This window comes from Alcanivorax sp. (genome assembly GCF_051117345.1).
GTDB lineage: Bacteria > Pseudomonadota > Gammaproteobacteria > Pseudomonadales > Alcanivoracaceae > Alcanivorax.
This window is the reverse complement of the sequence record NZ_JBNPEC010000055.1, coordinates 1-11,464: the sequence shown is the minus strand read 5'-3', so window position 1 is coordinate 11,464 and position 11,464 is coordinate 1. Positions and strand designations below refer to the sequence as shown.

Below are 11,464 nucleotides of genomic sequence, written 5' to 3'. Positions count from 1 at the left end.
GCCACCAGCCAGAAAATGGCCCGCCGCAAGGGCATGGCCCGCACGTCCAGTTCCTGCTCAATCTCGATGGCCAGCGCATCTTCTTTCTTCTTCATCCCCTGCCAGATCGTCCAGGTCATCAGCGCGCCGAATACACCGAGCAGCACCAGCGCATCAAACCGTGTGATTTCGCCGTCCAGCAGCTGCCATGCGGCCAGGGCGGTGACCAGCGCCAGGATGGGAAGCTCCTTGCGCAGCACCTGCGAATGCACCGCGATAGGACTGATCAGCGCGGTGATCCCCAGGATCAGGGCAATGTTGGTGATGTTCGAGCCGTAGGCGTTACCCAAGGCGATGCCCGGGTTGCCCTGGGAGGCGGCCAGCGCCGACACCACCATCTCCGGCGCGGAAGTACCGAAACCGACGACCACCATGCCGATCAACAACGGTGGCATACCGAAATGGGAAGCCGTGGAGGCGGAGCCTTCAACAAAGCGGTTAGCGCTCCACACCAGGAGCAACAAACCAAAAGCGATAGCGGCAATGGCCAGAATCATGGGGGCAGGCGCTCCTTTAAGCGTCGGTGGACAGATGGGCTGTTTGTCAGGGATTGGACGGGCAAGCGTTCCGGGCTTGCTGCTCAAAGGACAGAAACTGAAGCGCTCGCCGTGGCTGCCAAACTACCCGATAGCTTAAGGCTGAGAGACGCCGGGATTAAAGCGATTAATGCGGTTTGCTCATAGGCGGAGGCGTGGTCTGCGCCCCTCTGTAGGGGGGGAGCTCCAGTATTGAGACAATCCCCCCTTGCGACAGAGTCAACCGTCGCAAGCGCATCCCTTGCCACGGGTGCAGCTGTATTTTCGGCTGATGCAGGAGTCTCCACAGGCTTTGCCTTTACGGCACACCTTGCAGCAGCCCGCCGCCATATCCGTATCGATGACATCCAGTAGCGAATGATCCGGAGTGAGCAAATTCTCGATCACGGCAGGGTCGATGTGGGCGTCTGGTTGCTCCTGGGCCTGGTCGTTGGCAAAGAGAGCGGGGGCGGCGAATACCAGAACCAATAGCAGTATGGCTTTCAGGTTGATTGTAGGCATTTGTCGTCCCTCCCCGTGGAAAATTGTCTATTCTCATTGTGTGTTATGGATTACGGGGAGGGAAGGGGAGGGGGCTATACTATGGACTAGATAACAATGAGATGCGGACTACCTCGAAAGGTGGTAATTCTCAGCCCTTCTGTTATTGAGTAGAGTTTTCATCTGAAGGGTGTTCTAGGGACTGGTGACATAAGGAGGCGAAATGGATTTCGAATTAGACCTTTTTGTAAAGGTGGGTGGGCTGATGTCTCTGCTGGTAGGCAGCGCTTATGTGAACATCTCTCACCGATGGAAGACTAAAGGTTCCCAAGCGGAACTTCTCGAGAAGCTGGATCATGCTATCGAGAATAGAAGCCCTCATTTGGCGGGGCAGTTATTCTTATTGATACATGGTCTTAAGCTTTCGTTCTCTGATATCAAATTAATTACGTCTAGAGATGATTGTTCGAGTGTTGTTGATGCGCTGAAGAGAAGAAAAGGATCCTTGAGTATTTCTGACGGCCGTTTTTTTTCGAGGACTGGAATCAATATCCCTTTATACGAAAGTTCATTAGGAAATGGATGTGCTTACTGATGCTCGCTATGGGGCTCTGGATATTGGTCAGCATTCCATGGATACTTATTGGTACTCCTTCTCAAGCTGCAGTGCTTGTCCTCCTGCTATTCTGTGTCATTGCTGGGTTAGTTTCCCTGTATAGGGATTTCCTGCTCTCAGGATACGTAGAAGAACTGGTGTCCTCTCAGTCTGCTATAGAGACTTGTCCCGCTTAGAGAGTTTCGAAACTTTTTCGACATCCAATAAAAAAGCGCAAGCCCTTGATAGAAAACTCCTTCTCTATCAAGGGCTTGCGCCTTCTTGTTTGGTGGAGCCGGCGGGAATCGAACCCGCGTCCGTCAGCAATCCATCTGCAGATCTACATGCTTAGCCATGTTTATTGATTTAAGCCTCCACAACCCAACTGGCAGGACGTGAAAGCCGAGCCCCTAAAGGTTTTAACAGCGCCGTCCGGGGCGGACTTTGCTGCGAGCCTGTGTTGCGATGCTCGCCGCTCTTCCCCACAGGCAGGGTCGATTGGCGATAAGCAGGGTTTAAGCTGCTAGTGCGTAAGAATCGTCGTTTGCGATTACTTTAGTGTGCCACAAATGATTTACGAGACTCGTGACCTTCTCGGCATGCACCACAGAATTCAGTACCGGCGTCGAATCCAGGTCGGCCCCTGTGATGGGTTCATTGTAGGTGATGGGGGCAGGGAAGTCGATTAACAAGTGGGGGCGGGGAAGTTCCGGATCGGCCATGTTGTGGTGGCAAACGTCATGAACAATGTTCGAAATGTAATCGTATTGTGAAAAGTGTTACTCGAATACACATGTCTTGTCTGACAATCAGACCCGGAATGCTTGTTTTGTCATTTTTCGGGCGCACTATACGGGTGTCACCGCGGCATTGTGTCATTCGCCGATGGTGAGGTTGAGCAAGCGATGCTCAGGTAGCCACAAGCCACCATGAAACATCCTGCTCGAAATTGTGTACCACACAATGGCTTTACAGCGAGCCTTGAAATAGACGTTATATGAAGGCCGCTGATCAAAGCATTGTCGTTCATTAAAGGAGAAAGTCGATGAACACGATCTTTCGGTCAGCAGGGCAAGTTTCCGAGAAGGCACTGTCGCCTTTGAAGGCTCAGCCGCTGCTCTACAGAGCGTTGCAACTGGTATTCGCGCTGGCTGCGTATGCAGGTGGTGTGTACCTGGTGGATATGGCGACCCCGGAGGCACGTCTTCCGGTGATTCTGTTCGCCGTTTACTTCCTGCCTGCGGTGCTGCGCGCCTGGCTGCAGTTTTACTGGCAGCTGCGCGGCGACAGCCGGGCTCAGGACGTGAACACCCACCAGTCGGTGTAACGCCAACCGGTACAGTCTGAAGACAGTGTCACGCGCGCAGGGGGGCGGCCCGTTAACCCGGGTCAGCTGCCCTGTCGCATCAGACGCTGCTTCTGACGGTTCCAGTCGCGCTCCTTCTCAGTGGCGCGCTTATCAAACTTCTGCTTACCCTTGGCCAGGGCGATATCGCACTTGGCGAACCCTTTCTTCCAGTACAGGCTCACCGGCACACAGGTGTAGCCCTCTTTCTGTACGCCACCAAAAATGCGTCCCAGTTCACGGCGGTGCAACAGCAGTTTGCGGCTGCGCACTGGATCCGGGTTGACGTGGGTGCTGGCGGCGAGCAGGGGCTCGAAGCGGGCGCCGAACAGGAAGGCCTCCCCGTCCTTGAGCAGGACGTAGGCTTCAGTCAGGTTGCCTTTACCGGCACGCAGTGACTTCACCTCCCAGCCTTCCAGGACCAGGCCGGCTTCGAAGTGCTCTTCCAGATGATATTCGTGGCGTGCCTTGCGGTTTTGCGCAATGGTGGCCGACGGCGCTTTGGCTTTTTTCTTGGCGTTTCCCATAGGCGAGCGATTATAGAGCATGCGTTTGGCGGCTGACAGGGCTTTGTCTGTTAGGGCGAAGGTGAGTTGTGTCTTGTCCTTACTTGAGCCGCCCAGTTAAAAAAAAGACAATAGCGCCACGCTATCGAGGGTAATGCTGTTATGAAGCAAGAGATCAAGCCGGTCCATGGCATGTGGGCCAGCCGTTGGGTGTTTATTCTGGCGGCGACCGGGTCGGCCGTGGGGCTGGGGAATATCTGGCGTTTCCCGTACATCACCGGCGAGAACGGCGGCGGTGCCTTTGTGTTGCTGTACCTGCTGTGTATCGCGGTGGTGGGCATTCCCATCATGGCGGCGGAGGTAATGCTGGGCCGCAAGGGCGGGCTGAGCCCGATCAATTCCATGCGCAAGGTGGCCGCGGACAGCAAGGTGACCCAGCGCTGGGCGGGCATCGGCTATCTGGGGGCGCTGTCGGAGTTTCTGATTTTGTCGTTTTACTCTGCTGTGGCCAGTTGGGCGTTGTATTACGCCTGGGAGGCAGTACGCGGTGTCTTTGAGGGCATTACCGCGACCCAGTCGGAAGCCCATTTCAACGATATGCTGGCCAATCCCGGGTTGCTGCTGGGTTACCACACGCTCTTTATGGTGCTGACCATGGTGGTGGTGGCCCGGGGTGTGAAGGGTGGCCTGGAAAAGGCGGTGCAGATTCTGATGCCGCTGCTGTTCGTACTGCTGCTGGTATTGGTGGGCTACGCGGCGACCACGCCGGGCTTCAAGGAGGGGATTAGCTTTCTGTTTGCCTTTGATTTCTCCAAGTTGACCGGCAAGGCAATCATCGTGGCCGTGGGGCAGGCCTTTTTTACCCTGAGTCTGGGGATGGGCGCGATCATGGCCTATGGGGCGTATATGCCCAAAACGGTGAAGGACAAGAAGACCGGTCGCAGCCGGCCGGTGTCGATCATGTCCACCGTGGCGATCATTGCGCTGCTCGACACCCTGGTGGCACTGGGCGCCGGTGTGGCCATGTTCCCGCTGTTGTTCTCCAACGGCCTGGAAGTGAGCCAGGGCCCGGGGATGATGTTTGTGACCCTGCCGCTGGCCTTCGGCCAGATGCCGGGCGGTCTGTTGTTCGGCTCCCTGTTCTTTGTGCTGGTGGTGTGTGCCGCCTGGAGCTCGTCCATCAGTCTGGGCGAGCCGGTGGTGGCCTGGCTGGTAGAGCGGGGACTCAAGCGCCCGATGGCGGCACTGGTCGTGGGCCTGGGGGCCTGGCTGCTGGGTGTGGGCTCGGTATTGTCCTTTAACGTATGGAAGGATCACACCTTCATGGTGGGTACCTTCTTCGACAATATGGAATTCCTGTCTACCACGGTGATGTTGCCGCTGGGCGGGCTGCTGATCGCCATCTTTGCCGGCTGGGTGATGAAGGAGACCCAGGCGCGCAAGGAGCTGGCCATGCAGAACTTCAAGCTCTATCTGGTATGGCGGGCACTGGTGCGGATTTTCTCACCGGTGGCGGTGATCGTGTTGTTCGTCTATTCGATCTGGGCGACGTTCGCGCCAGAAGAAGAGGCGCAAGCTGCAGAAGCGCCGGCTCAGGAGCAGGTGGATGCGGTTACCCCCGAGCCGCCGGCGCAGCAGGATACTGCCGCGCCACTGCCGCAAGAGGGGGGCACTGAGGTGCCCGTGGAGCAGGAGTCGCCCTGATGGCCGATGAGGCGCGTATTCATGTGGAAGTGACCTATGCGCTGCCGGACAAGCAGCGTCTGATCGGGCTGGATGTGCCGGAAGGTACCACCATGCTGGAGGCGGCAAAGCTGTCCGGCATTGAAGAGCAGTTCGAAGGGCTGGTGCTGGACAAGGCGTCCATGGGGATTTTCGGCAAGGTGGTGGCCAATCCGGCTGGCCAGGTGCTGAAGCCCGGTGAGCGGGTGGAAATCTACCGCCCGCTGCAGGCGGACCCGAAGCTCAATCGCAAGAAGCGGGCGGCGGAAAAGGCTCGCTGATGGTGAGAATCAGGCTGCTGGTTGGCCCGGGTCAGTCGGTTCCTGGGGCAGCGTTTCCGGATCTGGCGCGGGTTGCTGGGTAGCAGGGGCAGGCTCGGGGCTGGTTTCTTCCTGCTTGCGCTCGTCCAGTTTACGCTGCAATTCGCGGTCCTGTTGTGAGCTGGTTTTCTTGCGGAAATCCTCGATCACTTCGCCTTCATGGTGGCTGTAGCTGCCGTTTTCGAAGTGCAGCACAATCTGCTGGCTGACGTTGTCGCCCTTGCCGGGGCGGTAGGTCATCAGATAAAACCATTGGTCAGGCGTGAACGGGTCCACCAGAGTGGGGGCGCCAAGCACGTAGCGCACCTGTTCAGGGCTCATGCCGGGCTGGAGCTCGCCGAGCATCTCCTCGGTGACAAAGTTGCCCTGCGGAATATCGATCCGGTAGACGCCGGGAAAGCGCAGGGAGCTGCAGCCAGTGGTGGCGAGCAGGACTGTCAGACTAAGGACGGCTAGAATTCGTGGCATGGTTTTTCGACTTCACTAAGTGTTCGGGCGATAATACAGACTTGCAGTAGCGGTACAAGTTTCCCGCTTTTTCATTATCGCCACTTTGGTTGGCAAATTGGAGCATACGCATTGGATAATCAGGATCTCAGAAAAGCGGGCCTTAAAGTGACCCTGCCGCGGGTGAAAATCCTGCAGCAACTGGAGAAGTCTGAAGAGCGCCACCTGAGCGCTGAAGACATCTACAAGTCGCTGATGGACGCCGGCGAGGATGTAGGGCTGGCCACCGTCTACCGGGTACTGACCCAGTTCGAGCAGGCGGGTATGGTGCTGCGCCACAACTTCGAGGGTGGCTCTGCCGTTTTCGAGCTGGCGGACGAGGACCATCACGACCATATGGTGTGCATGGAAACCGGCCAGGTGATCGAGTTCATGGATGACGTGATCGAGAAGCGCCAGCACGCCATTGCCGAGGAGCACGGCTACGAAATCATGGACCATTCGCTGGTGCTGTACGTCAAGCCGAAGAAGTGATCCGGCACCTGGGCCCAGGTGGCCAGGGTAGGGTGGATTAGCCGCAGGCGTAATCCACCTTTTACCGGTAGGGCGCAATGCGGTGTAGCCGTCAGTGGCATGATGGTCGGCAGTGTGGCGGTGGATTACGCCTGCGGCTAATCCACCCTACGTGGTGCGCCGGCGTTTGTGCGCTGCCGGTTATCTGACCCTCTGCCCGCGCCGCTGTTAACTATTCACTATTAACTGTTCATTGCCTCTCTACGCTGCCTGGGCCTTGTTCAGCATCTCCCTGGCATGGGTACGGGTGGATTCGGTGATTTCCACGCCGCCCAGCATGCGCGCCAGTTCCTCGATTCTTGCGTTGTCATCCAGCCCTTGGATGCGGGTGTGGGTGGTGTCGTCCCCCTGAATCTTGTGCACCTGCCAGTGCTGGTGGCCCTGGCTGGCTACCTGGGGCTGGTGGGTGATGCACAGCACCTGAGCGTGGCTGCCCAGCTCGCGTAGCAACCGGCCGACGATCTCGGCCACGCCACCACCGACACCCACGTCCACTTCATCGAATACCAGACTCGGTACCGTCAGGTTGCGGGCACAAATCACCTGGATTGCCAGGCTTACCCGTGACAGTTCGCCGCCGGAAGCGACCTTGCCGAGCGGCTTGAGGGGCTGGCCCGGGTTGGCGGAAAACAGGAATTCCACGTCTTCAAGTCCGTCGGCGCCGGGGGCACACTCGCCCAGCTGGGCCTCCAGTTTGGCGGCTTTCATGCTCAGGGCGGTGAGCTGCTTCTGTACCTGCTGGGTGAGGTTCTTGGCGGCGCTGCGGCGGGCCTTGCTGAGCTGGCGAGCGCTGTCCATGTATTGCTGCTGGGCTGCAGCTTCCTGCTCGGAGAGCGCATGCAGGTGAGCATCCACGTTGCCCAGGGCGTCGGATTCCGCCAGCAGTTGCCGGTGGTGCTCCACCAGTTCTTCCGGGCGGATGCGATGCTTACGAGCCAGGGTGTAGCTCTGGCTTAGCCGTTCCTCCACCTGGGCCAGGCGCTCCGGGTCCAGGTCTAGCCGTTCCAGGTAATGGCGCAGGTCATCGGCGGCGGCTTCCACCTGAAGGCGGGCGGATTCCACGGTGTCGGCGATGGTGCCCAGCCCTTCATCCTGGTTGCGGGCCTCGTCCAGCCAGTGGCTGACTTGGCTGAGGTGATCGTTGCAGGTGCCGTCGTCGCCTTCATAGAGGGCGTTGAGGGACTGCTGACAGGTGCGGATCAGACTTTCCGCGTTGCCCAGCCGTTGCTGTTCCTGCTCCAGCTGTTCCAGTTCACCGTCCTGTAGCGCCAGCGCGTCCAGCTCTTCCAGCTGGAAGCGCAGCAGCTCTTCTTTTTCGTTTTGCTCGCGGGCCTGATTCAGGGCGTCGTCGTGGGCGCGGCGGGCCTTTTGCCAGTGGCGCCAGTGGTCGCGCCCGGTGTTGGCCAGCTCGCGGGCGTCGGCAAAGTTGTCCAGCAGCTGCCGATGGGCTTCTTTCTTCATCAATGCCTGGTGTTCGTGCTGGCTGTGGATGCTGATCAGCCGCTCGCCCAGTTCCCGCACTTCCGCCAGCGGGGTGGGGGTGCCGTTGACATAGGCCCGGGAGCGACCATCGGCACGTACGGTGCGGCGTAGCAGGCACTGGTCGTCATCATCCAGTTCCCGATCGGCCAGCCACTGACGGGCGGCCAGGTTGTCGCTGACATCAAAGGTGGCCAGTACTTCCGCCCGATCGTGGCCGTGGCGAACAATGCTGGAATCAGCCCGGTCGCCCAGGGTCAGGCCCAGGGCATCGATGATCACGGACTTGCCCGCCCCGGTTTCCCCGCTGATCGCGGTGAGGCCGTTTTCCGGCTCCAGTTCCAACTGGTCCACGGTGGCAAAGTGACGAACGCTCAGATGGGTCAGCATGGTATCTCTCCGAAACGGGCGAGTCAGTGTGGCGATTAAGGGGTGGCAGGGACCTGGATCACCTGGGTGCCGGCCAGCAGATCGTGCAGGCAGCGGCGGTCACCGCGGAAAATCAGCAGTGGATCGACAAGCATGACCAGATTGACGCCGGGAACCTGGGCCAGCACATGGAACAGCAGATAGCGCAGGCCGTAGAGCTTGCCGGCGGGCACGTCCAACTGCCCCATGCCGATGATCTTCATACCCAGCAGCCACTTGCCGATGGTCTGCTGACGGTTGAACAGCAACCAGCCCTGCAGGGCCAGGAAAATCACTTCGCCGACAATGAACCAGACCAGGGTGGCAGTCAGGTCGAGCGCGCCATTGTTGGCCATCATGTCTGCCCAGGTGCCGGAAAAGAACACGATGGGGCCGATAATGGCGAGCTGGACCAGGCCGTCGATCAGGGCGCCGAAAAAACGATACCAGCGGCTGGCAAGAACCGGGTTGTCTGCGGTCGGGCGATTCTGCACGTCGGCGGCGGGGCTCTGGTAGGGGTTGTTGCTGTCGGTCATGGTGACATCCTTGTTACGAGAACTGTTCTTTTGGGCAGTGGTTGTAATCTTAGGGGATTCCGGGCGCCAGTGTAAGCCCCGATAAACTTCGAACGAGAAGGCTATATAATGTCGCACTGATTTTCTGGTACATATACCGCTATGACGAAGCTGGATCTGAACGAACGCAAACAACGATTGCTGATGGCGCTGGTGGAGCGCCATATCCGCGATGGTCAGCCGGTGGGTTCCAAGACTCTGGCCTCCGGCAGTGGTCTCACCGTCAGCCCGGCGACTATCCGCAATATCATGGCGGAGCTGGAAGATCTCGGTGTGCTGACCAGCCCCCATACTTCCGCCGGACGAGTGCCCACGGAGCTGGGCTACCGGCTGTATGTGGACTCCCTGCTGGCATCCAGTGTCATGGATCGCCCGGACCACCGCTCCCTGAAAAAGGAACTGGGTCAGTTGCTGGCGCCGGAGCAGTCGCCCCAGGAGCTGATTGCCCAGGCGTCGCGAACCCTGGCGGAGCTGACCCGCATGGCCGGGCTGGTGGCGGTGCCGCGCCGGGAGGTAACGACCCTGCGGCAGGTGGAATTCTTGCCGTTATCGGGCAAGCGGGTGTTGGTGGTACTGGTGGTCAACCGCTCGGAGGTGCAGAACCGCATCATTCATACCGACCGGGATTACGATGAGGTGGAGCTGCGTCAGGCGGCCAACTACATCAATCACACCTATGCGGGCTGTGATCTGAACAGCATCTGCGACGGGCTGCTTAACACCATGAATGCGGATCGGGCACAGATGGATGTGCTGATGGAGACGGCGGTCGCCGTGGCCGGCAAGGCATTGCGCACGGAGCAGGAGGATTCCGACTATGTGGTGTCCGGCGAGTCCAACCTGCTGCAGTCCGCCGAAGCCGACAATATCGGTCAGTTGCGCAATCTGTTCGATGCGTTCAGCCACAAGCGCGACATCCTGCACCTGCTGGAGCGCTCCATGAAAGCGGACGGGGTGCAGATCTTCATCGGCCGGGAATCCGGCTTCCAGCCGTTCGAGGACTACTCGCTGATCTCGGCTCCCTACCGAGCGGACAATGGCCCGGTGGGCGTCCTCGCCGTGGTCGGCCCCACCCGTATGGACTACGAAAAGGTCATCCCCACCGTGGATATCACCGCCAAAATCCTCTCGGCGGCCCTGACTCAGCTTTAGGGTAGTTAATAGTTAGCAGTGACGCGAGATCGCTCCGGAGGGGTGCAAATGCAGGCACCCGCGAGCAGGCCTCGGGCGCGGCCGCCGGGGCTTCGGTAATCACGAAGCTCTACCGCGAGCTGTTAACTATTCACTATTAACTGTTAACTGCCTTTCCTCCCCCCTTGAATCCCCGCCATCCGCTCCCATATATTTGCCCGCTTTCCTGGAAAAGCCCGGATTGGGATGTGGAGTAGAGAATGAGTGATCAGGAAAAAGACCCTAAAAACGCCGAGCCGCAGGTAGAGACTGCCGAAGAGCAGCAGGCGGCAAAGGAGGCTGACGCGGCCCAGGCTGATGCCGGGCAGGCAGAGCCTTCCGCGCAAGAAGAGCCCTCAGTGGCACAAGAGCCTTCTACGGAAGAAAAGCTGGCTGAGACGGAAGCCGAGCTGGCCAAGGTCAAGAAAGCCCTGAGTGAGGCGGATATCCGCGCTCAGGCGGAAATCCAGAATGTGCGCAAGCGCGCCGAGCGGGACGTGCAGCACGCTCGCAAGTTCGCCCTGGAGAAATTTGCCGGCGATCTGCTGAGCGTGGCGGATAACCTGGAGCGCGGCCTGGCCGCCCTGGATGCTGACGACGACGCCCTGCAAGGTGCCCGTGAAGGCATCGAGTTGACCCTCAAGTCGCTGCTCGATGCGTTTGCCAAGTACAACCTGGAGCAGATCAGTCCGTCTGATGAGCCGTTCAACCCGGAACTGCACGAGGCCATGACCATGGTGCCGGTCCCCAATGTGGAGCCCAACACCGTGATCGAGGTACTGGAAAAGGGCTACCAGCTCAATGGTCGCCTGCTCCGCCCGGCCCGCGTCATCGTCAGCAAAGCGGCTGAGTAAAAAGCGGTCCTGGCCCCTTGAAACGGCGCGCAGCAGCGCCATATAGAAGCCAGACGAATTAACAATTCAACTGCCTGGGTCGCCGAAAGGGGCCCGGCTGGTGTGAAGGAGAACGAGAGATATGGGTAAGATTATCGGTATCGACCTGGGTACGACCAACAGCTGTGTGGCCGTGCTGGAAGGTGATAAAGCCAAAGTTATTGAAAACGCTGAAGGCGCGCGTACCACGCCGTCCATCATCGCCTACACCGACGACAAGGAAACCCTGGTCGGTCAGTCTGCCAAGCGTCAGGCGGTGACCAACCCGGAAAATACCCTGTACGCGGTGAAGCGTCTGATCGGTCGTCGTTTTGACGACAGCGTCGTTCAGAAAGACATCAAGATGGTCCCCTACAAAATCACCAAGGCCGACAAT

Annotated in this window: 14 protein-coding genes and 1 other RNA gene; 8 read left to right on the top strand and 7 right to left on the bottom strand. The window is 58.9% G+C overall.

Annotation, left to right across the window (positions count from 1 at the left end; genetic code table 11):
* Both ACFE0K_RS03690 and ACFE0K_RS03685 read right to left on the bottom strand, forming a co-directional pair.
* Positions 1–536, bottom strand: a 536-nt coding sequence (locus ACFE0K_RS03690; protein ID WP_434534776.1) for a sodium:calcium antiporter, incomplete at its 3' end; no start/stop codon positions are given.
* A 258-nt stretch (positions 537–794) separates the two neighbouring features.
* Complete coding sequence (locus ACFE0K_RS03685) at positions 795–1,076, bottom strand: hypothetical protein (protein ID WP_434534775.1); 282 nt, start codon at positions 1,074–1,076, stop codon at positions 795–797.
* 202 nt (positions 1,077–1,278) lie between these two features.
* Between ACFE0K_RS03685 and ACFE0K_RS03680 the strand changes: the two genes are divergently transcribed.
* Positions 1,279–1,650 (top strand): hypothetical protein, encoded by a 372-nt coding sequence (locus tag ACFE0K_RS03680; RefSeq protein WP_434534774.1) that lies wholly within the window; start codon positions 1,279–1,281, stop codon positions 1,648–1,650.
* A gap of 287 nt (positions 1,651–1,937) precedes the next feature.
* On the opposite strand, the gene ssrA is transcribed toward ACFE0K_RS03680, so the two are convergent.
* Positions 1,938–2,294: a transfer-messenger RNA gene (gene ssrA / locus ACFE0K_RS03675) on the bottom strand.
* A gap of 401 nt (positions 2,295–2,695) precedes the next feature.
* Between ssrA and ACFE0K_RS03670 the strand changes: the two genes are divergently transcribed.
* On the top strand, positions 2,696–2,977 hold the full coding sequence (locus ACFE0K_RS03670; protein WP_035248390.1) for a hypothetical protein: 282 nt from the start codon (positions 2,696–2,698) through the stop codon (positions 2,975–2,977).
* A 62-nt stretch (positions 2,978–3,039) separates the two neighbouring features.
* Here ACFE0K_RS03670 and smpB read toward each other — a convergent pair whose 3' ends face one another.
* Positions 3,040–3,522 carry an SsrA-binding protein SmpB gene (gene smpB, locus ACFE0K_RS03665; RefSeq protein ID WP_434534773.1) on the bottom strand — a complete coding sequence of 161 codons (483 nt, stop codon included), beginning with the start codon at positions 3,520–3,522 and terminating at the stop codon, positions 3,040–3,042.
* 141 nt (positions 3,523–3,663) lie between these two features.
* On the opposite strand from smpB, the gene ACFE0K_RS03660 reads away from it, so the two are divergent.
* On the top strand, positions 3,664–5,205 hold the full coding sequence (locus ACFE0K_RS03660; protein ID WP_434534772.1) for a sodium-dependent transporter: 1,542 nt from the start codon (positions 3,664–3,666) through the stop codon (positions 5,203–5,205).
* Positions 5,205–5,504 carry an RnfH family protein gene (locus ACFE0K_RS03655; RefSeq protein ID WP_434534771.1) on the top strand — a complete coding sequence of 100 codons (300 nt, stop codon included), beginning with the start codon at positions 5,205–5,207 and terminating at the stop codon, positions 5,502–5,504. The genes ACFE0K_RS03660 and ACFE0K_RS03655 overlap by 1 nt, the downstream gene beginning before the upstream one ends.
* 9 nt (positions 5,505–5,513) lie before the next feature.
* Here the strand turns inward: ACFE0K_RS03655 and bamE are convergent, their stop codons facing one another.
* Entirely contained in the window at positions 5,514–6,011 is a 498-nt protein-coding gene (gene bamE / locus ACFE0K_RS03650; protein ID WP_434534770.1) for an outer membrane protein assembly factor BamE domain-containing protein, read from the bottom strand.
* Positions 6,012–6,122: 111 nt separating this feature from the next.
* Here bamE and fur point away from each other — a divergent pair, with 111 nt between their 5' ends.
* Positions 6,123–6,524, top strand: coding sequence for a ferric iron uptake transcriptional regulator (fur, locus tag ACFE0K_RS03645; protein WP_035248394.1), 402 nt, complete (start codon positions 6,123–6,125; stop codon positions 6,522–6,524).
* 240 nt (positions 6,525–6,764) lie between these two features.
* On the opposite strand, the gene recN is transcribed toward fur, so the two are convergent.
* Complete coding sequence (gene recN / locus ACFE0K_RS03640) at positions 6,765–8,432, bottom strand: DNA repair protein RecN (RefSeq protein WP_434534769.1); 1,668 nt, start codon at positions 8,430–8,432, stop codon at positions 6,765–6,767.
* 35 nt (positions 8,433–8,467) lie between these two features.
* Positions 8,468–8,986 carry an RDD family protein gene (locus ACFE0K_RS03635; RefSeq protein WP_434534768.1) on the bottom strand — a complete coding sequence of 173 codons (519 nt, stop codon included), beginning with the start codon at positions 8,984–8,986 and terminating at the stop codon, positions 8,468–8,470.
* A gap of 141 nt (positions 8,987–9,127) precedes the next feature.
* On the opposite strand from ACFE0K_RS03635, the gene hrcA reads away from it, so the two are divergent.
* The 3 genes from hrcA to ACFE0K_RS03620 all read left to right on the top strand — a co-directional run.
* Complete coding sequence (gene hrcA, locus ACFE0K_RS03630; protein ID WP_434534767.1) at positions 9,128–10,177, top strand: heat-inducible transcriptional repressor HrcA; 1,050 nt, start codon at positions 9,128–9,130, stop codon at positions 10,175–10,177.
* Positions 10,178–10,416: 239 nt separating this feature from the next.
* Positions 10,417–11,049, top strand: a complete 633-nt coding sequence (grpE, locus tag ACFE0K_RS03625) for a nucleotide exchange factor GrpE (RefSeq protein WP_434534766.1) — start codon at positions 10,417–10,419, stop codon at positions 11,047–11,049.
* Positions 11,050–11,170: 121 nt separating this feature from the next.
* Positions 11,171–11,464 (top strand): Hsp70 family protein (locus ACFE0K_RS03620; RefSeq protein WP_434534765.1); only part of this gene is annotated, 294 nt, incomplete at its 3' end.

Coding starts and splice junctions, on each gene's coding strand:
- ACFE0K_RS03670 (WP_035248390.1), top strand. CDS start 2,696: ATGAACACGATCTTTCGGTCAGCAGGGCAAGTTTCCGAGAAGGCACTG.
- smpB (WP_434534773.1), bottom strand. CDS start 3,522: ATGGGAAACGCCAAGAAAAAAGCCAAAGCGCCGTCGGCCACCATTGCG.
- ACFE0K_RS03685 (WP_434534775.1), bottom strand. CDS start 1,076: ATGCCTACAATCAACCTGAAAGCCATACTGCTATTGGTTCTGGTATTC.
- grpE (WP_434534766.1), top strand. CDS start 10,417: ATGAGTGATCAGGAAAAAGACCCTAAAAACGCCGAGCCGCAGGTAGAG.
- ACFE0K_RS03635 (WP_434534768.1), bottom strand. CDS start 8,986: ATGACCGACAGCAACAACCCCTACCAGAGCCCCGCCGCCGACGTGCAG.
- hrcA (WP_434534767.1), top strand. CDS start 9,128: ATGACGAAGCTGGATCTGAACGAACGCAAACAACGATTGCTGATGGCG.
- ACFE0K_RS03680 (WP_434534774.1), top strand. CDS start 1,279: ATGGATTTCGAATTAGACCTTTTTGTAAAGGTGGGTGGGCTGATGTCT.
- bamE (WP_434534770.1), bottom strand. CDS start 6,011: ATGCCACGAATTCTAGCCGTCCTTAGTCTGACAGTCCTGCTCGCCACC.
- recN (WP_434534769.1), bottom strand. CDS start 8,432: ATGCTGACCCATCTGAGCGTTCGTCACTTTGCCACCGTGGACCAGTTG.
- ACFE0K_RS03655 (WP_434534771.1), top strand. CDS start 5,205: ATGGCCGATGAGGCGCGTATTCATGTGGAAGTGACCTATGCGCTGCCG.
- ACFE0K_RS03660 (WP_434534772.1), top strand. CDS start 3,664: ATGAAGCAAGAGATCAAGCCGGTCCATGGCATGTGGGCCAGCCGTTGG.